A 21,938-nucleotide genomic window follows, 5' to 3' on the forward strand; every position below is an offset into this window, starting at 1 on the left:
TGTTTTGTTACAAAAATTTATACTGAATGCTAAAACCAATTTATGTTTTTCTCAGAATTTAGGGTTTCATTTTAATTTTTTAGAAGTTTATTAATTTTAGTATCAAAAATTTTAACTTTAGATATGGTAGAATCAATATTATCTGATTTTACAATCTTTTCACTTTTATAACCAATATGGTTTAACCAGCCTTTTGATCTGGTATTCCTCCTAATTTTAATTAAATAAAATAAGCTGTCTTTTTCGAGTTGTTCCATTTCAGAAATAGCATCCTTAATTATAATTTTTGGATATAGATCTGCAATTACTTTTTTTGCCATATAAAAATGACCAATGTCATTAGGATGCACCGCATCTGGTATAAATGTGCTATCTGGATTATTTTTTTTAATAACAAAAAGTTCTTTGCTTAAAGCAGAATGTAAATTTATAACTTTAATATTTTTCAGAGAAATAAGCCAATTTGCATAATCTTTTAAAACTTGATTGTAATTGAAGTAGGGGTGATTATAAGACTGTATTTCATTTTCCTTTGATAAACGTTCTTTTACAGAATTTGAATCAAATGGAGTTGGCGTTAGTAAAATGAGCTTTGCTCCATGAGTTTCAATTTTATTTTTTAAGTTTAAAATTCCCGTCTTATAGTTAGAAAATCGGACAGAATCTTTCTTCGAATAAATCCCATCATTCATACCGTAACATGCTATTACGACATCGGGTTTTGTTAGTTTTATAGCTCGATCTAATCGTGTATAAAGATAAGGTCTAGGAAATGCACGACCTTCTTCAGAATCTCCCGAAATAGTTTCACTAGACAATCCAATACTAATGATATTTAAAGATTTATCAGGATAATTTTTTCTTAAATAGTACTCTAAAAAATCAACATATCTCCCATTTTGAGTAATACTGTTACCTAGAATTAAAACCTTTTTATTGTGAAGAGGGAAAAGTTTTGAATCTGATTTATTACAGGAACTTAATAGAATTATAAAAATGATAACCCAAAAATTTTTCATGATAATAAGCCGTAAATTAAAAAGTATTTATTGCAGTTTTTAAGCGCTTTATAGTTTCAGCTTTTCCAATCATAAACATAATATCAAATACATCGGGACCTTGTAAAGCACCAACAAGTGATAGGCGAAGTGGCATCATCACTTTTCCAAAGCTTATTTCATTACTTTTAATCCAACCTTTAATATCGGTTTGAAGATTTTCTACAGTAAACTCAGAAACAGATTCTATGACGATTATAAGTGTCTTCATTAGTTCAGGCGTATCGTCCTTAAAAGCTTTTTTTGCAGCTTTTTTATCATAAGTTGTCGGCGACATAAAAAAGTAATGACTTAGCTCCCAAAAATCACTAACAAACGTAGCACGTTCTTTGATTAAACCAATAACTAAGGCGATAAAGTCTGTATCGATTAGGCTTAATTCGCTTCTTTGATTTTTAAAAGTTTCTGCTAATTTGAAATCAGTCTGTTCTTGCATGTAATGGTGATTAAACCACTTAATTTTATCTGGATCAAAGCGCGCGCCCGACTTATTTACTTTTTCTAAATCAAATGATGCAATAAGTTCATCTAAAGTGAAAATTTCCTGTTCTGTTCCTGGATTCCATCCTAATAACGCTAGGAAATTAATCATGGCTTCAGGAAAATAACCATCTTCTTTATACCCTCTGGATAGTTCATTTGTTTTTGGGTCTGTCCATTCTAAAGGAAATACGGGAAATCCTAATTTATCACCATCACGCTTGCTTAATTTTCCTTTTCCAGTTGGTTTTAATATTAACGGGAGATGAGCAAATTCTGGAATATGCCATCCAAATGCCTGGTATAAGGCTATATGAAGCGGTAGAGAAGGTAACCATTCTTCACCACGAATCACATGGGTGATTTCCATTAAATGATCATCTACAATATTAGCAAGGTGATAAGTTGGCATCCCATCACTTTTAAACAACACTTTATCATCAAGAAGTTCTGTTTTAAATGATACATGACCACGCACAATATCCGAAGTTGAAATAGTTTGGTGAGTACCTTCGTTTTCAGTTTTGAGCATTTTGAAACGAATTACATAGTCATCACGAGTATCGAGGCGTTTTGAAACTTCTTCTTTTGAAAGAGAAATAGAGTTATTTAGGCTTGCTCTATTATGCCAATTATAGATAAAAGTTTCACCTTTTACTTCATAGTTATTTCTCTGTAAATCTAGTTCTTCAGCGGTATCAAACGCATAGTAAGCATGTCCTGAACTTATTAGTTTTTCAGCATATTTAGCATAAATTTCTTTGCGCTCGCTTTGTCTGTAAGGACCAAATGTATCATTTTTACCAGGGCCTTCATCAAAAGGAATATTGCACCAGTTTAAGGCATCAACAATATACTGTTCTGCACCTTTAACATATCTGTTTTGGTCCGTATCTTCAATTCTTAAGATAAACGTACCATTATGTTTTTTTGCAAATAAATAGTTGAATAAAGCCGTACGAACACCACCAATATGAAGTGGTCCTGTTGGGCTGGGTGCAAAACGCACACGAACATTGTTACTCATGCTTTTGATTTTGGTGCAAAGATAGATTGATATGATAAAAGATAAAAGATAAAAGACGAAAGAAAAAGTATAGCCATAATTCATATGAGCTAAACCGAATAAAATATTTTTATTTTAAAAGCGAAGCTATCAAAAATCTAGGATTCTAATTAAGAATCATTTCACGCGGAACACGTTTGTTCATCACTCTAAACCAAATAGGAGGCATCATAGCGAAAACCATTGAGGTAGGATAGCCATAAGGCATTTGCGGGCTTTCATCATGACAATCTAAGATTTGATATTTTTTAGATGTTTTATAATGATGGTCGCTGTGTCTTGTTAATTCGTAAAGAACTATTCTGCCAATCACATGGTTTGAATTCCATGAATGGATTTTCTTTACACGTTCGTATCTGCCTGATTCCGTTTTTAAGCGTAGTAATCCGTAGTGCTCAATGTAGTTTACCGTTTCTAATAATATAAATCCAGTAACTGCAGAAAATAAGGCAAACACAATGCCTAAGTAACCAAATATAAAATATACAATTAATAGATAGGCTGCTTGGAAACACACATACCATAACATATCATTCTTTAATGATAAAAAAGGTAATTCATTATTTTTTAAAAGTTTTTTTTGAATCTTCCAAGCATTCATATATTGCCTGAAAATTGAAGTAATCCAAAAGGAGTATACGGTTTGATTATAACGTGCGGTTGCAGGATCTTCTTTAGTTGCTGCATGTAAATGATGCCCATGATTATGTTCAATATAAAAATGCATATACAATGATGGTAGTAATAAAATTTTCCCTAAAAAGCGTTCATTGGTAGTCTGCCTATGACCAAGTTCATGCGCAACATTAATACCATTTACACCTAGAACTATTCCAACAGAAATAATCAATCCAACAAACTCATATGTTTCTAATTGAGTTGATTTTACCAAAGTTAGAGCATATATTAGTAGTCCGTAAACAATAGGTAAATTAAGATACAGTAACCAATCAAAAAGCTTATTTTTTAGTCTGTTTTTTGATTCTATGTCAGTAACGTTTGAATTATCAATAGGGAAAATTAATTCTAAAACAGGAATGATAACAAAAGCATAAATAGGTGTTAAAAAGGAAAATAGATCTTTATAATAAAGACCAATAAACGCAACGAACGGAATTGTTAAGGCGGCTAGATATTTTAAATCTTTCATTTATTAATGTCGCTTATTAAAGTTGTAATGCATTTAAAATACTAATTATATCAAATTTAGTCAATTATAGCTTAAAATAAAATTGTAATTTCGTATGTTATACTAAGGTATTCTAAATATTAAAAAGGCTTTAAAAATATAGTGGAAGCATTTAAAAACATACAAATAAAATTAGAGGGTTTTATTAGAAAATATTATACTAATGAACTCATAAAAGGTGCTATTTTATTTTTCGCTATTGGTTTGTTATACTTTCTATTTACACTTTTTATTGAATCTGTTTTATGGCTTGATTCTATTTCAAGAACCATCCTTTTTTGGATGTTTGTAGGTGTTGAAATTGCTTTAGTTGTGAATTTCATAGCGATACCAATAGCAAAACTATTAAAGCTTAAAGACGGCATCAATTTTGAAAAGGCATCAAAGCTTATTGGGAAACATTTTCCACAAGTGAATGATAAACTTCTTAATGTATTACAACTTCAAAAAGACACCCAAAAAACAGAATTGTTGCTTGCAAGTATCAATCAGAAATCTGCTGAACTTAGCCCCATTCCTTTTAAATTGGCAATAAATTTTAAAACGAATTTAAAGTATTTAAAATACGCTGCGATTCCTTTGGGTATTATTTTACTAACATTTGCAACAGGAAACATTAATTTGTTTAGTGATAGTTTTGAAAGAGTAGTGCATTACAGAACTGCTTATGAGCCACCGGCGCCTTTTCAGTTTTATGTCATTAATAATAATTTAACGGCTATTGAAAACACTAATTTTAAATTGCAAGTTAATATTACTGGTGAAATAATTCCAGAAAGCGTTGAAATTCAATACAATAACGAAACTTACTTTTTACAACAAAAACAATTAGGTGAATTTGAATATGAGTTTTCTAAACCTAAGGAGGACATCCAGTTTTCGTTACAAGCTAATGACATAAGTTCAAAACAATATAATCTTCATGTGATTAAAGCACCAACGCTATTAAGTTTTGAAATGTTATTGGATTATCCTGAGTATACTCAAAAACCTAATGATATTCTAAAGAGTACGGGTAATGCTATAATTCCTGAAGGCACTAAAGTCACTTGGAATTTAATTACAAAATCTACAGATGAGGTCCTATTTTTTTCTAAAGACACCCTGTCATTTCAAGAAAAGTATAGCAATCATTTTGAATTGTCGAAGAAAGTTTTTAGCAATATAGATTATAGTTTAAGTACCAGTAATAGTAACTTAAAGGGGTATGAAAACTTAGCCTTTAATATTGATGTAATTAAAGATGAAGCACCGGAGCTTAATTTGAAAATGGAGAAAGATAGTGTTGATTTGCAAACGTTATATTTCTATGGACAATTAAGTGATGATTATGGATTGAGTAAGTTACAATTAGTTTATTATCCTACAGATAATGAAACAAAAAAGAAAACCCATTTAATTCCAATTTCATCATCTAACATAGCAGAATTTATTATGTCTTTTCCTGATAATTTAGATATCGAAGAAGGAGTTGCTTATAGCTTATTTTTTCAGGTGTTTGATAATGATGCTGTTCATTATTTTAAAAGTACAAAAAGTGAAGTTTTTAGTTATAGAAAAAGAACAAATGAGGAAGATGAACAAAAGAATCTTAAAGAGCAAAGTGAAACTATAAAAGATTTAAATAAATCATTAAATAAGTTCGAAGAGCAAGAAAAACAGTTAGAAGAGCTTTCAAAAACACAAAAGGAAAAATCAGAATTAAATTTCAACGATAAGAAAAAATTTGAATCATTTATTAAGCGCCAAAGGCAACAAGATGAAATGATGAAAAATTTTAATAAACAGTTAAAAGATAATATTCAAGAGTTTCAGAAGGACTCTCAAAAAGATGATGTTTTTAAAGAGGATTTAAAAAATAGGTTAGAAGAGAACGAAAAACAACTTAAAGAAGACGAAAGGTTATTAGAAGAAATAGAAAAACTACAAGATAAAATTAATAAAGAGCAGTTTTCACAAAAACTTGAAGAGCTTGCGAAACAAAATAAAAACAAAAAGAGAAGTTTAGAACAATTACTTGAATTGACTAAACGTTTCTATGTTGCTAAGAAACTTGAAAAGTTGCAGGAAGAAATAGCTAAACAAGCTATTGATCAAGAAAAGCTTTCGAATGAGCCAAATGAAAAAAACACGAAAGCCAAACAAGATGAATTAAATAGTAATTTTGATGATTTTATTAAAGAGATGGATGAGCTTGAAAAAGCTAATAAAGCTCTAAAAAAACCAATGGACGCCTCTCGTGATAAGTTAGATGAAAATGAGGTTAAATCGGATCAGGAAAAGGCCTCGGAAGAATTAGGTAAAAAAGAAGAGAATCAGGCTTCAGATAATGAAGAGCAAAAACTTCAAAATAACGAAAACGAAAAGAACGCGAAAAAGAGTCAGAAGAAAGCAGCGAAAAAAATGATGCAGATGAGTAAAAGCATGCAACAATCTATACAAATGGGCGGTGGCGATCGGCTTCAAGAAGATGCTGAGATGCTTAGGCAAATTTTAGACAACTTATTGTTATTTTCTTTTGACCAAGAATCACTTATGAATCAATTTAAGACTATTGATGTTAACCATAATAAATATGCAGCCTATTTAAGAAATCAAAGCAACTTAAGAGAACATTTTAGGCATATTGATGATAGTTTGTTTGCACTTTCTTTAAGGCAACCTAAATTGTCAGAAACAGTCAATAAAGAAATCACAGAGGTGTTTTTTAATATCGACAAGTCACTATCGCAGTTAGCCGAAAATCAATTACCACAGGGAATTTCTAATCAACAATTTACAATGACTGCTGCTAATAATTTATCAAATTTTTTAAGTGATGTGCTCGATAATATGGAAGAGCAGTTAAACCCATCACCAGGAAAGGGCAAAGGAGATTTAGATATACAATTAGAAGATATTATTATGAGTCAGGAAGAGCTTAATAAGATGATGGAAGAAGGTCTCAAAAAGGGTGAAAAAGGTAAGCCAGAAACTAAAGGAAAGGGCGATAAGGGAAAGGATGGAGACAAGCAAGGCGGTGAAGGAAGTGATAGCGATATGATGAATGGTGAATTATTTGAAATCTATCAAAAGCAACAAGAATTAAGACAGGCATTGGACGAGAAATTATCTAAGGAAGGAACAAAAGGAAAGGCTTCTAATTTGTTAAAACAAATGGAAGATGTAGAATTAGATTTATTAAATAAAGGGTTTACAAATGAGACACTGCAGAAGATGATGCAGTTAGAGCATCAACTGTTAAAATTAGAGAATGCTACCTTTCAACAAGGTCAAGATAATAAAAGAGAATCTCAAACAAACAATGATATTTTTAATAATAATAATGTACAATTAAATAGACGTGCAAAAGAATATTTCAATACTACGGAAATTTTAAATAGACACGCCTTACCTTTACGGCAACTTTATAAAGATAAGGTACAAGATTATTTTAAACAAAAGGATGATTAATTTTAATTATGAAACGTCGTTTTCTTTAGAAAATGAGGAAGGAATTTCTAACTGGATTTCTGATGTTATTAGTCAAGAGAATTTTAAAGAAGATGATATTAATTATATTTTTTGTGATGATGTCTATTTGCATAAATTAAATGTTGAATTCCTTAAACATGACACCTTAACCGATATAATTAGCTTTGATTATAGTATGGGAAAAATATTACAGGGAGATATCTTTATATCTGTTGATCGCGTTAAGGAAAACGCGATTGATTTCAAGGTTTCTTTTTTACAAGAATTATACCGAGTGATGGTTCATGGTGTTTTGCACTATTGCGGCTATAAAGATAAAACCAAGGAAGATGCTTTAGTTATGAGAGCAAAAGAAAATTTCTATCTTGAGCGTTTGGCTTGATATTTCAAATTATACTTTATATTTGCAAACTCTTTTTTTTAGAAGAGCTTATTATTGTTCCACGTGGAACTTTTCGGTTTTAAATAGTTAACTAGATTTTTTATATAGCGATATGTTTAATGATGTTTATGATGTTATAGTTGTTGGTGCTGGTCATGCAGGTAGTGAGGCTGCTGCCGCTGCTGCTAATATGGGAAGTAAAACATTGCTTATTACCATGAACCTTCAAAACATTGCTCAGATGTCTTGCAACCCGGCAATGGGCGGGATTGCTAAAGGTCAAATTGTAAGAGAGATTGATGCGCTTGGGGGGTACAGTGGTATTGTTAGTGATACATCGGCGATACAATTTAAAATGCTAAACAAATCTAAGGGTCCGGCTATGTGGAGTCCGAGGGTTCAAAGCGATAGAATGCGGTTTGCAGAAGATTGGAGATTGATGCTGGAAAGAACACCTAATTTGGATTTTTATCAAGAAATGGTTTCTGGCTTATTAATAGAAAACAATATGGTTTTTGGTGTAAAAACCTCTTTGGGTATAGAGATCAAATCAAAATCTGTTGTGCTAACCAATGGAACCTTCTTAAATGGTTTAATTCATATAGGTGATAAAAATTTTGGTGGAGGAAGAGCTGGTGAAAAGGCTGCTACAGGAATTACGGAACAACTAGTTAATTTAGGATTTGATTCCGGTAGAATGAAAACAGGAACACCGCCAAGAGTTGATGGGCGTTCTTTAGATTTCACAAAAATGATAGAACAACCTGGTGATTTAAATCCTGAGAAATTTTCATATTTAGATATTACTAAACCTCTAACAAATCAAAGATCTTGTCACATGACTTATACGAGTCCAGAAGTGCATGATTTGTTAAGAGAAGGATTTGATAGATCGCCTATGTTTAATGGAAGAATAAAAAGCGTGGGTCCGCGATATTGTCCGTCCATAGAAGATAAGATTAATCGATTTGCAGATAAGGATAGGCATCAATTATTTATTGAGCCTGAAGGTTGGAATACTTGCGAGGTTTATGTTAATGGATTTTCAACATCACTTCCTGAGGATGTACAATTTAAAGCATTACAATCTGTTGTCGGTTTTGAAAAAGTTAAATTTTTCAGACCCGGTTATGCTATTGAATATGATTATTTCCCACCAACACAATTAAGACATACCTTAGAAACGAAACTTGTAGAGGGTTTATATTTTGCAGGGCAGATAAACGGAACAACGGGTTATGAAGAAGCAGCATCTCAAGGATTAATGGCTGGTATTAATGCAAGCTTGAAGGTTAAAGAAAAAGAACCATTTACGTTAAAAAGAGATGAAGCTTATATAGGTGTCTTAATTGATGATTTGATTACAAAAGGAACTGAAGAGCCCTATAGAATGTTTACATCAAGGGCTGAATATAGAACCTTATTAAGACAAGATAATGCTGATTTAAGATTGACTCCAAAAGGATATGCTTTAGGTTTGGCTTCGGAAAAGCGACTAAAAAGAATGGAACAAAAACACAATAAAGCGGAAAAATTTGTTCAGTTTTTTAGCAATACAAGTGTTAAGCCGGAAGAAGCAAATCCCGTTTTAGCGTCTAAAGGGTCAGCTTTAGTGAAGCAGTCAGATAAGATGTTTAAAATATTTTCGAGACCAAATATTACTATAGATGATGTTAGAAAGTTTGCTGCCGTTGAACAGTATATTCAAAAGAATAATTTAGATAATGAAGTTATTGAACAAACCGAAATTCAAGTAAAATATTCTGGTTACATTTCTAAAGAAAAGAATAATGCTGATAAGTTAAGCAGATTAGAGTATGTAAAAATTCCACCTAATTTTGATTATTCCCAGATTAAATCTATGAGTTTTGAAGCGCGAGAAAAGCTAAAAAAAATACAACCAACAACGGTCTCTCAAGCTTCAAGAATAAGTGGTGTTTCGCCAAACGATATTTCGGTGTTGTTGGTTTATATGGGAAGATAAATCTTTACTGTTCCACGTGGAACAGGTTTAATGTTTTAAATATATTATAAAAAAATTGTTTGGTTTTGGAAAAGCATCAATTAAAAAACGCATATTTATCGGTAAAAGATTTTTCTGTTTCGGGTGAAATGTTTGATTTAATTCACAATAAAGGTTTTGATTACTTAGAAACAAAACCAAAACCTTCTGCTGAAAAATTACCAGACTATTATAAAAGTGAAGATTACATTTCACATACAGATTCAAAAAGAAACCTTTTTGAAAAGACCTATCATTTTATAAAAGGAATGGCGCTTAAAAGAAAATTGCGTCTTATTAACTCTTATTCGAACGATGAAAAATCTCTTTTAGATATTGGTTGCGGAACTGGTGATTTTTTACAAGTTGCTAAAACTAAGCAATGGAACGTTTATGGAATAGAACCTAATGAACGGGCTAGGAGTATTGCAAATAAAAAAACAAACAATGCTGTTTTTGATATCGATGAGCTTTCTAAGTTTGAAGCTTCAAGTTTTAATATTATTACGCTTTGGCATGTGTTAGAACATTTACCAAATCTTGAAGAGCAGATATCAATGTTTAAAAAATTATTAAAACCTAATGGTGTTTTAATTATAGCGGTTCCCAATTATAAAAGTTATGATGCAAAGTATTATAAGAATTTCTGGGCAGCGTTTGATGTACCAAGACATCTTTGGCATTTTTCAAAAACCTCTATTAAAAAATTAGTGGCTTTGGAAAACCTGCAAGTGGAAAAAAGTCTTCCAATGATTTTTGATGCATTTTATGTGAGTCTCCTTTCTGAAAAATACAAAACAGGTAAAATGAATATCCTTAAAGGTTTTTGGATTGGTTTTGTTTCCAATTTAAAAGCAATAACCTCTAAAGAGTTTTCCTCTATTATTTATTGTATTAAAAACAAGTAAAACTGTTTTTAAAAAGCATATTGAAGACATAATAAGCTAAAGGTCATAATTCCCTATCTTTTTTATTTAAGAGCTTTAGAACGCTTATAGTGAATTAGTTTTTGATAGTATAAAATTATTATAGAGATGTTTTTCTATAAGATTTTATTATAGTGTTAAAACTGATAAAATAACTCGCTACATTTTATTTTACTTTCCTACTTTTGCTCGGTATTTAAAAACCTAATTATGAAAAATATTTTATACGTTTTAGTTGTTATGGTGACTTTTATGTCTTGCCAAAAACAAGCTAAAATTGGATTTATTGATAACGGAAAGGTTATTAATGAATATCAAGAAAAAAAAGATCTTGAGGCTAAGTTTCAATTGAAAGAAGAAGTTTTTAGAAAAAAGTTTGACAGTATTGATTCTGCGTTTCAAATAGAAGTGCAAAAATTTCAATCACAAGCCCAAAAAATGGCTCCTAATAAAGCTCAAGAAAAGTATCAAGAACTTGGTAAGAAAAAGCAATTAAATGATCAACAAAGACAAGTTGAAGCACAACAATTTCAACAACAATTTCAAACAAAGATTGATACCATTATTGTTAAGGTAAAAGATTATGTAAAGAGTTATGGTAAAACTAATGGGTATACCTATATTTTAGGAACCAGTGATGCTGCTTCAAATGTATTGTATGGTACCGATGAAAATGATCTGACGGAGATAATTTTAGATGCTTTAAATAAAGAATATAAGAAATAAAGATTTGATAATCAGGATTATATAAAAGAGTGTCAATATTTGTTGGCACTTTTTTTATGCTTGCAATAGAAAGAAAATGCGTTAGGAATTAGAGACAAATTAATAGTACCAGTTCCAATTAATTCGCCATCAGCTTGAATAAAAGGGCTATCTTTTTCGTCAATGATTAATTCTAATGATTTTGTCTTTAGTGACACTACTTTTTTATGATGAACAATACGTCCATTAAAAAGTTTTCCTAGATTTTTAATAACATCGATTTTACTGAAGTCTTTAGCGATGCTAACATCAAAAAAACCATCAAATGGATTAGGTGTTTTTGTAAGTTGCATACCGCCGCCAGAATATTGGCAAAGACCAACTAAAACCATTAATGTTTTGCCATAATATTTTTCATTATTTATAATTATTGTCGAACTAAAATTTTTAAAAGAAAATAAACCCAACAAGGCTCCAAGTAGATATGCTATGGTTCCAAAATGTTTCTTTTTATTAATTTTACTGACCACATATCCATCGAAACCAACACCGGCCAAATTATTAAAATAAATAGGTGATATTGTTTGGTTTTTAAACATGATTTTACCGATATCTTGTTGAACAATTGTTCCTTTTAAAATGATAGAAAGGGCTGATTTATAATCCATTGGAATACGATGTGTTTTTACCCAATCGTTACCTGTGCCTATAGGAATCATCCCAACAAAAATATCTTTGGAAGAAACTATGCTTTGAGACATAATGCCATTAATTATGTTATGAAGTGTTCCGTCACCACCGATACAAATAACATGTCTAATACCTTTATTAATAGAGTCTTTAATTAATGTAACACTATGTTTATGGTATTCTGTAAAAGCTAATTCATAATCAAATTGATAGCTATCTAAAAGCCTCTTAATTTCAGGCCATTTTTTTATGCTTTTCCCATTGCCAGATGTCGGATTAAGAATAACCACCCATTTGTTTAAAAGCGCAGACATTAAGCAGATTTTTTATGAAGTAATCGTGTAAGCTTAATAGATAAATCGGTTAAGATAATTTTTGAATTTCCATTCCTTTCAATATGATAAACGGCACTTTGTAATTCCTCACTAATCTCCATTATATTTGAATTATGAATAAAGGGTGCAAATTTTTCTAATTTAAAATTATCAGTTTTTGGTTGAAGATATACCAAATTAGACGCATTATAATTTAACAACAAGGCTTGTCTGAAAAAATTTAAACAAAACAAAAGAAATTGTTTTTGGGTTTCTCTACCTGTTTTCGCAATGTCTTCGCTCCAATTAATCAAGTCGTGAATAGCCGCTTTATTGCCTTTAGCTTTAAAAGCACTTCGGATCCAGAAAACAAACCATTCTTCAAATTGTAAATCTTCAGAATCATGATAGATAAGGTCGCAAGCTTTATTAAAATTCCCACCTGACTGATGTGCAATTTTAGTAGCAACGACATCTTCAACATCATAGTTTTTAATTAGCCCTTGTTTAACGATATTTTCTGGTAATGGAGGAAAGTGCAATATTTGACAACGTGATTTAATCGTATTTATAATTTGTTCTTCATCTTCAGCAATTAAAATAAAAATGGTTTTATTTGGAGGCTCTTCAATAAGTTTTAAGAGCTTATTTGCACAAGCTTTATTCATTTTTTCAGCCATCCAGATAAGCATGACTTTATAACCGCCTTCATAAGATTTTAAGGATAACGATTTTACAATTTCGAGGGCTTCGTCTACACCTATTTGCCCCTGCTTATTATCAACGCCAAGCTGCTTATACCAATCAAATAAATTGCCATAAGGTTGCTCTTTTAATAGGCGTCTCCATTCTTCCATGTAATGGCCTGAGACAGGATGACTTTTTACTTTATCGCTAGTTGTTACAGGAAAAGCAAAATGTAAATCTGGATGAGAGAAATTATTGAATTTTAAATTACACGTTTGGTTGCCAGTATTGTTTTCACCTTGGGTATTTATACATAAAATATATTGAGCGTAGGCAATAGCCATTGGAAGTGTTCCACTTCCTTCAGGACCCACAAATAATTGGGCATGAGGTATTCTACTATTATCTACACTTTGTGTAAGATGTTTTTTTATGTATTCTTGTCCTAATATATCCTCAAAAAGCATAGAGCAAACCTACATAATTTTTTTCATTTTGTTCTTTAAAAAAAAATACCAAATAATTTTTACTATCACCTCGCTACGACAAATATTTAACCATGATATTTTAAAGAGGAATATAATTTTTTTATTATTCTTTATCACTTCAATCGTTTTCGTTAAAAAAGACATTTTTTAGCTGTTCTTAATTAGTTACATTTGTGAACCAAATAGTAATCTAAAATATTGTTTAACAGAATAAAAGGTGATAAATCTATTTATTTCTTAAGGATAAAAAATAAAACAAACACATGAAAACGCTTAACGATTTTAATTTTGAAAATAAAAAAGCTCTAATAAGAGTTGACTTTAACGTGCCTTTAAACGAAAAGTTTGAGGTGACTGACGCCACAAGAATTGTATCTGCTAAACCAACTATAATAAAAATATTAGAAGATGGCGGAAGCTGTATTTTAATGTCGCATTTAGGTCGGCCAAAAGGTGTCCAAGATGAGTTTTCATTAAGACATATTGTAGGTGAAGTTAAAGATATTTTAGGTGTTGAAGTTAAATTTGTGGATGCGTGTGTTGGTAAAAAGGCAGAAGAAGCGGCGGCTAACTTACAACCAGGTGAAATTTTATTACTTGAAAATTTACGTTTCCATAAAGAAGAAACAGCTGGAGATCTTGATTTTTCTAAACAACTTTCTAAGTTGGGTGATATTTATGTAAATGATGCTTTTGGTACAGCTCACAGAGCGCATGCTTCTACTACTATTATCGCACAATTTTTTCCAGAAAAAAAATGTTTTGGATATTTATTAGCGCAAGAAATTAAAAGTATTGAAAAAGTGATGAAAACAGGAGAAAAGCCGGTACTAGCAGTACTTGGTGGTGCAAAAGTATCATCAAAGATTACAATTATAGAAAACATTCTTGATAAAGTAGACCACTTAATTATTGGGGGTGGTATGTCGTTTACTTTTGTTAAAGCACAAGGCGGTAAAATTGGAAACTCTATTTGTGAAGACGATAAACAAGAATTGGCTTTAGAAATTTTAAAACAAGCCAAAGCAAAAAATGTACAAGTACATATTCCTGTAGATGTGGTTGCTGCTGATGCGTTTAGTAATGATGCAAATACACAAATAGTTGATATTAATAATATTCCTGATGGTTGGGAAGGTGTTGATGCCGGACCAAAATCTATTGCCATGTTTCATGATGTCGTTATGCAATCTAAAACCATACTTTGGAATGGACCATTAGGTGTTTTTGAAATGGATAAATTTGCAAAAGGCACTATTGAATTAGGAAATTCTATTGCCGAAGCCACTAAAAATGGTGCGTTTTCTTTAGTAGGTGGTGGCGATTCTGTTGCAGCAGTAAAACAATTTGGATTTGAAGATAAAGTAAGCTACGTGAGTACTGGTGGTGGTGCTATGTTGGAAAGTTTAGAAGGTAAAACTTTACCGGGTATTGCTGCTATTTTAGAATAAAATGATTAAAGTTTTATATTTAAACTAAAAAATACGATTTTCGCATTACCATCGTTCAGTAATTAATAAACTCACTACATGGCATTTCGTATTTTTATATTAGTTTTTATAGTAAACATCGGTTTATGTTTTTCACAAACCAAGGATTCTCTTGTTTTGCACAAAACAGAAGTCATAGATTCTTTAATAGACGGTCCTGAAACACTAAGTAAAATTATTAAAGCTGAGGTAGATAGTATTTCTGCCTTAAGCTTTTTAGATAACGATAAGGCAGCAGTTATTGACGAAAAATGGCTGGAAGAATTATTCGGTAATGATTTATTCGATACCATATACAAATCAATTTCAGAGTTAACTTTTAAAGAAATTGATTACCCAGAATTATCAACAGACACTTTAAAAGCAAGATTAAAAGCGCTAGATGCAAGAACACCTTTTAATGTTGAATATAATCCTGGTTTAGAAAGTGTAATTAAGTCTTATTTAAAAAACAGAAGGCAGTCTTTACAAAGACTCATGGCTTTGAGTGCATATTATTTTCCAATGTTTGAGCGCGAATTAGATAGTCATGATATTCCCTTAGAAATAAAATACCTGGCCATCGTTGAATCAGCATTAAAACCCAGGGCAAAATCGAGAGTTGGCGCTACTGGTTTATGGCAATTTATGTATAGCACTGGCAAAATGTATGGATTAGATGTAAGTAGTTATGTCGATGAACGAAGTGATCCTATAAAATCAACAGAAGCTGCCACGAAATATTTATCAAAATTATATGAAATTTTTGGGGATTGGGATTTGGCATTAGCGGCTTATAATTCAGGACCAGGCAATGTTTCAAAAGCTATTAGACGTTCTGGAGGTTATCAAAATTATTGGAATATAAGACATAATTTACCAAGAGAAACAGCAGGATATTTACCAGTATTTTTGGCAACTATGTATATTTTTGAATATGCTGAAGAACATGATTTTCTCAAAGCTAAACCAGAGTTTGTTTATAAAGAGACAGATACCGTAAGGGTTAAACAAATGATTACGTTGGATCAGGTTTCAGAAGTGACAGGCGTGGCTATTGAAGAGCTACAGTTTTTAAACCCGGCCTATAAGCTCGACATCATTCCTTATGTGAAAGATGAAAATTATACGTTGCGCTTACCTAGAAATGTTATCGGCCCATTTGTTAATAACGAGGAAAAAATTTACGCCTTTGCTAAAACAGAGTTTGATAAACGAGAAAAGCCTCTACCACAATTTTTTGAAGCAGAAAGCAGAGTGAGGTATCGTGTAAAGTCTGGTGATTATCTGGGAAGAATAGCGAGAATTTACGGGGTTCGTGTGAGTCAGATAAAACAATGGAATGGTTTAAGAAGCAACAATATTAGTATTGGTCAGCGCCTCACCATTTACCCAAGAAAACCTTATATTCAAAGTACTTCAACTAAAACAGCCAGTACTTCAAAACCTACTGAAAGTCTAACACCAGGAAGCTTTACTTACTATACCGTTCAGCAAGGAGATTCCTTATGGAGTATTTCTCAAAAATTTTCTGGAGTTTCTGTTCAAAATATTAAAGATTGGAATGATATTAGTAGTAATCATTTAAAACCAGGAATGAAACTCAAAATATCTAAAGGTTAAATTCCTTTTTAATGTTAATCAATTATGAAAAAAGCTTTTTTAATCACCTTAGTATCACTGTTTGTTCTCTCATGTGGCGACGAAAAAACTAAAAACAAAAGAATACTTACTGAGTCTTCTGGAAATCTCAATAGCATATCGGTAGTTGTTGATAATAACATGTGGGTAGGCTCTGTTGGTGAAGCTATTAGAAGTGCTTTGGCAACAGTGGTCGTTGGTTTGCCACAAGATGAACCTATGTTTAGTATGAATCAAATTCCACCATCTGTTTTCTCTGGATTCGTCACTAAAAACAGAACGGTTTTAAAAATTGAACAAAACGATAAAACAACCTTTTCGGTTTTAGAAAATGTATACGCGAAACCGCAATGTGTGGTTTTAATTTCTGGCCCAACTAAAGAAGCCATAATTAATGAAATCACATTAAATACACCAAAAATAATTGAGGCTTTTAAAGAGGAAGAGCTTAAAGAAAAACAAAGACGAATCAATTTATCAGTTCACAAAGATCAAACTATAGAAGATTTATTAGGTGTGAGCATTGCGTTTCCGTCCGCTTACAGAATAGCGAAACAGGACAATTCGTTTTTCTGGATAAGAAAAGATATTAAGACGGGTTCAATGAATTTAATGCTTTATCCATTGCCATATGACGATATTAAGCGTAACGATAGTGTTGTAAACACTATTATTAAAATAAGAGATTCTATTGGAGAAAAATATATTCCAGGACCATTAGATGGCACCTATATGATTACGGAAAACGCGTATACGCCTTTTCATTTTGAAGGAACGTTAGATAATAAACCTACGTTAGAAACAAAAGGACTTTGGGATGTTAAAAATGCATTTATGTCTGGACCATTTGTTAATTATGCTGTAGAAGACAAAGCAAATAATAGATGGTTAGTTATTGAAGGTTTTGTTTTTGCACCATCTGTAGAAAAAAGAGACTATATGTTTGAACTTGAGGCCATCATTCAATCAGTGAAGATTAAATAAGTAGACATTTAAAAATTAAAAAAGCCAACACATTGTGTTGGCTTTTTTAATAAAAGAAATTAATTATTCTTTTTTATCATCTTTTTTTTCGTCCTCTTTACTGGCATCTTTAAATTCTTTAATGCCGCTACCAAGACCACGCATTAATTCGGGTATTTTTTTTCCTCCAAACAACAACAAAACGACAACAACTATTAAAATAATTTGAGGCGCTCCTATTACTAATGGTAACATATATAAACTCATAACATATTTATTTAAAAAACAAAGTTAATAATTAAAGTTTAATAATTTCGTTTTAAGCGTAACTTTAGCATAAAGCAAACAACTTGTGCGATTATTTTATTTAATTTTGTTTTTAAGATGAGCAAAAAAAAAAAGAAACCTTCCAAGATAACTCGTAAATTACTTGTTAAGTATCGTTTAGTCGTGCTTAACGAAGAAACCTTTGAAGAGCGTATATCATTTAAATTAACAAGACTAAATGTATTTGTGTTGGTGTCGGTATCTACTATTATTTTAATAGCGCTTACATCCGTTTTAATTGCTTTCACTCCATTAAGAGAGTATATTCCTGGATATTCCTCGACTGCATTAAAAAAACGGGCAACAGAACTTAATTATAAAACCGATTCATTGCAGCAAGTTCTTATTATGAATGAAAGGTATTATAGCTCAATAAAAAAAGTACTCCAAGGTGAAACAAGTGCGCTTGATTTTAACAGAGACTCTATAATAGACGCTGTTAAGTTAGAGGCAAGCGAAGTTGATTTAAGCCCAACGTTAGAAGATTCTCTTTTACGTCAAAAAGTAGATAAGGAAGATAAATATAATTTGTTTGAATCAGCTACATCTTCAACTAATTTTGTATTATTTCCGCCTGTAAACGGATCTATAAGCGAACCTTATAATTTAAAAGAAAAGCATTATGCTATTGATATTGTAGTTGCTAAAGACTCTCCCGTTAAGGCCACAGCAGATGGTGTAGTCGTTTTTTCAGAATGGACACCAACTACAGGTTACGTTATTATTTTAGAGCACAGTTATGGTTTAATATCTGTGTATAAACATAATGCCTCATTAACCAAGTCTCAAGGAGATTTAGTGAAGGCAGGCGAGGTGATTGCTACGGCAGGAACTTCAGGAGAACTTTCTACTGGTCCTCATTTACATTTTGAACTTTGGAATGATGGATACCCTATTAATCCAACTAATTTTATAGATTTTAAATAATGTATTCAATAAAATCTGCTTTAGCAAAGCCCTTTGCAAAATTAATTTTTAATCGCACACAAAAATGGGCTAACAACCCAATAGAAACACAACAAAAAGTATTTAATGCTTTAATTAGAAAAGCCTTAGACACCAAATTTGGTAGCGATCATGATTTTAAAAGTATAAATTCATATACTGATTTTATTAAAAGAGTGCCTGTAAGAGATTACGAAGGTTTAAAACCATATATTGAAAAAGTGGTTGCTGGTGAAGCAGATATTCTTTGGAAAGGTAAACCCATCTATTTTGCAAAAACATCCGGTACCACATCAGGTTCAAAATACATTCCAATCACTAAGGAGAGTATGCCTTATCATATTGAGGCGGCCAGAAATGCGATTCTTTTATATATTTATGAAACGGGTAAAAGTGAATTTGTCGATGGCAAAATGATCTTTTTACAAGGCAGTCCTATTTTAAAAGAAGAAAATGGGATTCAATTAGGCAGACTATCTGGTATTGTAGCTCATTATATACCAAAATATCTTCAAAAAAATAGAATGCCGTCTTACGAAACTAATTGTATAGAAGATTGGGAAACAAAAGTAGATGCTATTGTTGAAGAAACCTTACCTGAGAATATGACCATTATATCTGGAATTCCATCTTGGGTACAAATGTATTTTGAGAAACTTCAACAAAAGACAGGGAAAAAAGTAGGCGATATTTTTAAAAATTTCAACCTGTTTATTTTTGGAGGCGTCAATTATGAACCCTACAGAGCTAAATTTGAGAATTTAATAGGGCGAAAAGTTGATAGTATTGAATTGTATCCTGCAAGTGAAGGATTTTTTGCATTTCAAGATAAGCAGGATAAAAAAGGCATGTTACTTCTACTTAATTCAGGGATTTTTTATGAGTTTATTAAGGCTGACGAATTTTTTAATGAAAACCATAAACGACTCACTATTAAAGATGTTGAATTAGGCGTTAATTACGTGATGATTATTTCTACCAATGCCGGCCTTTGGGCTTATAACATAGGCGATACCGTAGAGTTTACTTCATTAAAACCCTACAGGCTTATTGTGTCTGGTAGAATCAAACATTTTATTTCAGCCTTTGGCGAACATGTTATTGGTAAGGAAGTTGAGCAGGCCATGCAGGATGCAACGAATAATACATCTGTAAGGGTAACGGAATTTACGGTGGCACCACAAATAACACCTAAAGAAGGATTACCGTATCATGAGTGGTTTGTTGAATTCGAAAATGAACCCGAAAACCTTTCCGATTTAGCTATAAAATTAGATGCGTCATTACAAAAGCAAAACAGTTACTATCTTGATTTAATTAAGGGCAAAGTGTTGCAGCCACTTAAAATAACGAAAATTAAAAAAGATGGTTTTCAAGAGTATATGAAGTCTGTTGGAAAATTAGGAGGGCAAAACAAAATACCTCGTTTATCAAATGACCGAAAAATTGTTGCCGTTTTCCCTCAATTAAATTTGCTTAAATAATAGTATATTTGCTCCATTAAAAAGGACCCATGAAAGACAAAAAGAAGCACGAAAGAACAAGGGCTCAAGAAAGCACAAATGCTATTGAGCGCATGTACATCACTATGCGTCATTTGTTTAATAGAGGGTTTTATAAACCAATGGGTGTTTCGGGTGAAACATTACGAAATTCCTTATTGCTTTTACGTCCTGAAATTTATGGTTCAATAGGAGATGAAAAAGCCGAATTAAGTGGATTACTTTATGTTATTGAAAGGCTACCACAAGGCATTGAAGAATGCACCTTTATAAACTTAACTAGTGATGAAGGCTATTCAAATTCACATTTTAAACCAATCATTCCAGAAAAGCGTCGTCGTAATTGTTATAGAATAGATTCTGAACAAATGAATATTGAGATTACGCGCGGCAGGTCTGAAATCTATGATATTTTAACACATTTAACCTTTCTTTTTGTTGAATCTCATAAAATAAGTAAACGTGTTTTAATTGACGAAATTGGATCAACAACAAGAGATTGGATAAAGCTTGAGAGTGCTGTATTATCAAGAAAAAAACTGACACAACAAGAACGTGAAATTGCCATTACTCACATGGCAAATATATTAGGCAGAACCTTTAATGAGCTTCAAGAAGTTTATGAAAATTTTGCGACTGAATCTCAACCTGAACGATTATTACATATCATTTATTGGCTGGGTAAATTAGCCATTGAAGAACAAATAAACAACAACAAAAGAACCGTAACATTTAGTCCTGTTTTAAGAGAACGTCTAGGTCACCATATTCATGGTGAAATTTGGGCTGATAATATCAAAGAAGTATTATTTAAAAACAACTTGTCTGAAAGACCTATTCATATTATTAGTGCCAATATGCATAGTGTGATGAACTCATTGTTTGCACCAAGTGCATTAAAACCACTAGTAGCAAAAAAGTCTATTTTTGAAGTGTATGAAGCTTTAAGTATGACTAATAATAATGATTTACGTAATAAAGTAAAGAAAGAAGCTTTGCAAAAAGGCATGATATTTATTGAGGACACGTCTGGAACAAATATTGACGTTCAAATTTTTGATACCAGTAAAATAGATCTTTCTAAGATAGATATTGAAGCGAATGAATCCTTATTAAAATCTGAAAAACCGGTCATATTGGTTATGGATTATGCCTTTGGAGAGCAAGCTTACGAAACCATAGACGAGCTATTGAAGCCTTATAAACCAAATAAAGGAAAGAAAGTTTATTTTAATGTTGAATCAGTCTCTATAATGGGTAAAGCTGGTATTTTAGAAGGAGAAAAAGGGGATATTATGATACCGTCAGCCCACATTTTTGAAGGGACAGCAGATAATTATCCTTTTAAAAACGAATTATCTAAACAAGATTTGGATGGACAAGGCGTTAATGTATATGAAGGCGCTATGATTACTGTTTTGGGCACTTCACTTCAAAATAAAGATATTTTGAAATTCTTTTATAATTCAACATGGAGTGTGATTGGATTAGAAATGGAAGGAGCACATTACCAAAAGGCCATTCAATCGGCTTCAAAAGTAAGAGGAAGTATTAGCCCTAATGTAAAAGTAAGATATGCGTATTACGCTAGTGATAATCCGTTAAAAACAGGAAGTACATTAGCTTCAGG

The 21,938-nt window shown here is 31.6% G+C and carries 17 protein-coding genes; 11 read left to right on the plus strand and 6 right to left on the minus strand.

Translation table 11 applies throughout. The features are described 5' to 3' along the window. Positions 1 to 71: 71 nt before the first annotated feature. The 3 genes from AC15TD_RS14195 to AC15TD_RS14205 form a co-directional block, all read right to left on the minus strand. Positions 72 to 1,019: an SGNH/GDSL hydrolase family protein gene (locus AC15TD_RS14195; protein WP_484452798.1), complete on the minus strand. Its 948-nt coding sequence runs from the start codon at positions 1,017 to 1,019 to the stop codon at positions 72 to 74. Between the two features lie 16 nt (positions 1,020 to 1,035). Next, on the minus strand, positions 1,036 to 2,565 hold the full coding sequence (gene gltX, locus AC15TD_RS14200) for a glutamate--tRNA ligase (protein ID WP_484452799.1): 1,530 nt from the start codon (positions 2,563 to 2,565) through the stop codon (positions 1,036 to 1,038). 145 nt (positions 2,566 to 2,710) lie between these two features. Then, complete coding sequence (locus AC15TD_RS14205) at positions 2,711 to 3,754, minus strand: alkane 1-monooxygenase (protein ID WP_484452800.1); 1,044 nt, start codon at positions 3,752 to 3,754, stop codon at positions 2,711 to 2,713. Positions 3,755 to 3,895: 141 nt separating this feature from the next. Here AC15TD_RS14205 and AC15TD_RS14210 point away from each other — a divergent pair, with 141 nt between their 5' ends. The 5 genes from AC15TD_RS14210 (at position 3,896) to AC15TD_RS14230 (ending at position 11,303) form a co-directional block, all read left to right on the plus strand. Continuing rightward, complete coding sequence (locus tag AC15TD_RS14210; RefSeq protein WP_484452801.1) at positions 3,896 to 7,246, plus strand: hypothetical protein; 3,351 nt, start codon at positions 3,896 to 3,898, stop codon at positions 7,244 to 7,246. Beyond that, on the plus strand, positions 7,239 to 7,649 hold the full coding sequence (gene ybeY / locus AC15TD_RS14215) for an rRNA maturation RNase YbeY (RefSeq protein WP_484452802.1): 411 nt from the start codon (positions 7,239 to 7,241) through the stop codon (positions 7,647 to 7,649). Before AC15TD_RS14210 ends, ybeY begins: the two co-directional genes overlap by 8 nt. Positions 7,650 to 7,761: 112 nt before the next feature. Then, positions 7,762 to 9,633 (plus strand): tRNA uridine-5-carboxymethylaminomethyl(34) synthesis enzyme MnmG, encoded by a 1,872-nt coding sequence (mnmG, locus tag AC15TD_RS14220; protein WP_484452803.1) that lies wholly within the window; start codon positions 7,762 to 7,764, stop codon positions 9,631 to 9,633. A gap of 65 nt (positions 9,634 to 9,698) precedes the next feature. Continuing rightward, positions 9,699 to 10,559, plus strand: coding sequence for a class I SAM-dependent methyltransferase (locus AC15TD_RS14225; RefSeq protein WP_484452804.1), 861 nt, complete (start codon positions 9,699 to 9,701; stop codon positions 10,557 to 10,559). A gap of 228 nt (positions 10,560 to 10,787) precedes the next feature. Further along, entirely contained in the window at positions 10,788 to 11,303 is a 516-nt protein-coding gene (locus tag AC15TD_RS14230; RefSeq protein WP_484452805.1) for an OmpH/Skp family outer membrane protein, read from the plus strand. A 32-nt stretch (positions 11,304 to 11,335) separates the two neighbouring features. Here the strand turns inward: AC15TD_RS14230 and AC15TD_RS14235 are convergent, their stop codons facing one another. Both AC15TD_RS14235 and AC15TD_RS14240 read right to left on the minus strand, forming a co-directional pair. Further along, positions 11,336 to 12,286: a diacylglycerol/lipid kinase family protein gene (locus AC15TD_RS14235; protein WP_484452806.1), complete on the minus strand. Its 951-nt coding sequence runs from the start codon at positions 12,284 to 12,286 to the stop codon at positions 11,336 to 11,338. Beyond that, complete coding sequence (locus AC15TD_RS14240) at positions 12,286 to 13,440, minus strand: DNA polymerase III subunit (RefSeq protein ID WP_484452807.1); 1,155 nt, start codon at positions 13,438 to 13,440, stop codon at positions 12,286 to 12,288. Before AC15TD_RS14240 ends, AC15TD_RS14235 begins: the two co-directional genes overlap by 1 nt. 284 nt (positions 13,441 to 13,724) lie before the next feature. On the opposite strand from AC15TD_RS14240, the gene AC15TD_RS14245 reads away from it, so the two are divergent. The 3 genes from AC15TD_RS14245 (at position 13,725) to AC15TD_RS14255 (ending at position 17,555) form a co-directional block, all read left to right on the plus strand. Then, positions 13,725 to 14,912, plus strand: coding sequence for a phosphoglycerate kinase (locus tag AC15TD_RS14245; RefSeq protein ID WP_484452808.1), 1,188 nt, complete (start codon positions 13,725 to 13,727; stop codon positions 14,910 to 14,912). Between the two features lie 78 nt (positions 14,913 to 14,990). Beyond that, positions 14,991 to 16,553 carry a lytic transglycosylase domain-containing protein gene (locus AC15TD_RS14250; protein WP_484452809.1) on the plus strand — a complete coding sequence of 521 codons (1,563 nt, stop codon included), beginning with the start codon at positions 14,991 to 14,993 and terminating at the stop codon, positions 16,551 to 16,553. 24 nt (positions 16,554 to 16,577) lie between these two features. Next, entirely contained in the window at positions 16,578 to 17,555 is a 978-nt protein-coding gene (locus AC15TD_RS14255) for a DUF4837 family protein (RefSeq protein ID WP_484452810.1), read from the plus strand. A 63-nt stretch (positions 17,556 to 17,618) separates the two neighbouring features. Here the strand turns inward: AC15TD_RS14255 and AC15TD_RS14260 are convergent, their stop codons facing one another. Continuing rightward, a complete protein-coding gene (locus AC15TD_RS14260) occupies positions 17,619 to 17,801 on the minus strand; it encodes a Sec-independent protein translocase subunit TatA/TatB (protein ID WP_484452811.1) in 183 nt (60 codons plus the stop codon). A gap of 117 nt (positions 17,802 to 17,918) precedes the next feature. Between AC15TD_RS14260 and AC15TD_RS14265 the strand changes: the two genes are divergently transcribed. The 3 genes from AC15TD_RS14265 to AC15TD_RS14275 all read left to right on the plus strand — a co-directional run. After that, positions 17,919 to 18,788 (plus strand): M23 family metallopeptidase, encoded by an 870-nt coding sequence (locus AC15TD_RS14265; protein WP_484452812.1) that lies wholly within the window; start codon positions 17,919 to 17,921, stop codon positions 18,786 to 18,788. Then, positions 18,788 to 20,290 (plus strand): GH3 auxin-responsive promoter family protein, encoded by a 1,503-nt coding sequence (locus tag AC15TD_RS14270; protein WP_484452813.1) that lies wholly within the window; start codon positions 18,788 to 18,790, stop codon positions 20,288 to 20,290. The genes AC15TD_RS14265 and AC15TD_RS14270 overlap by 1 nt, the downstream gene beginning before the upstream one ends. A gap of 29 nt (positions 20,291 to 20,319) precedes the next feature. Continuing rightward, on the plus strand, positions 20,320 to 21,938 hold a 1,619-nt coding region (locus tag AC15TD_RS14275), incomplete at its 3' end, for a DUF6909 family protein (protein WP_484452814.1).

The organism is Yeosuana sp., from assembly GCF_057126245.1.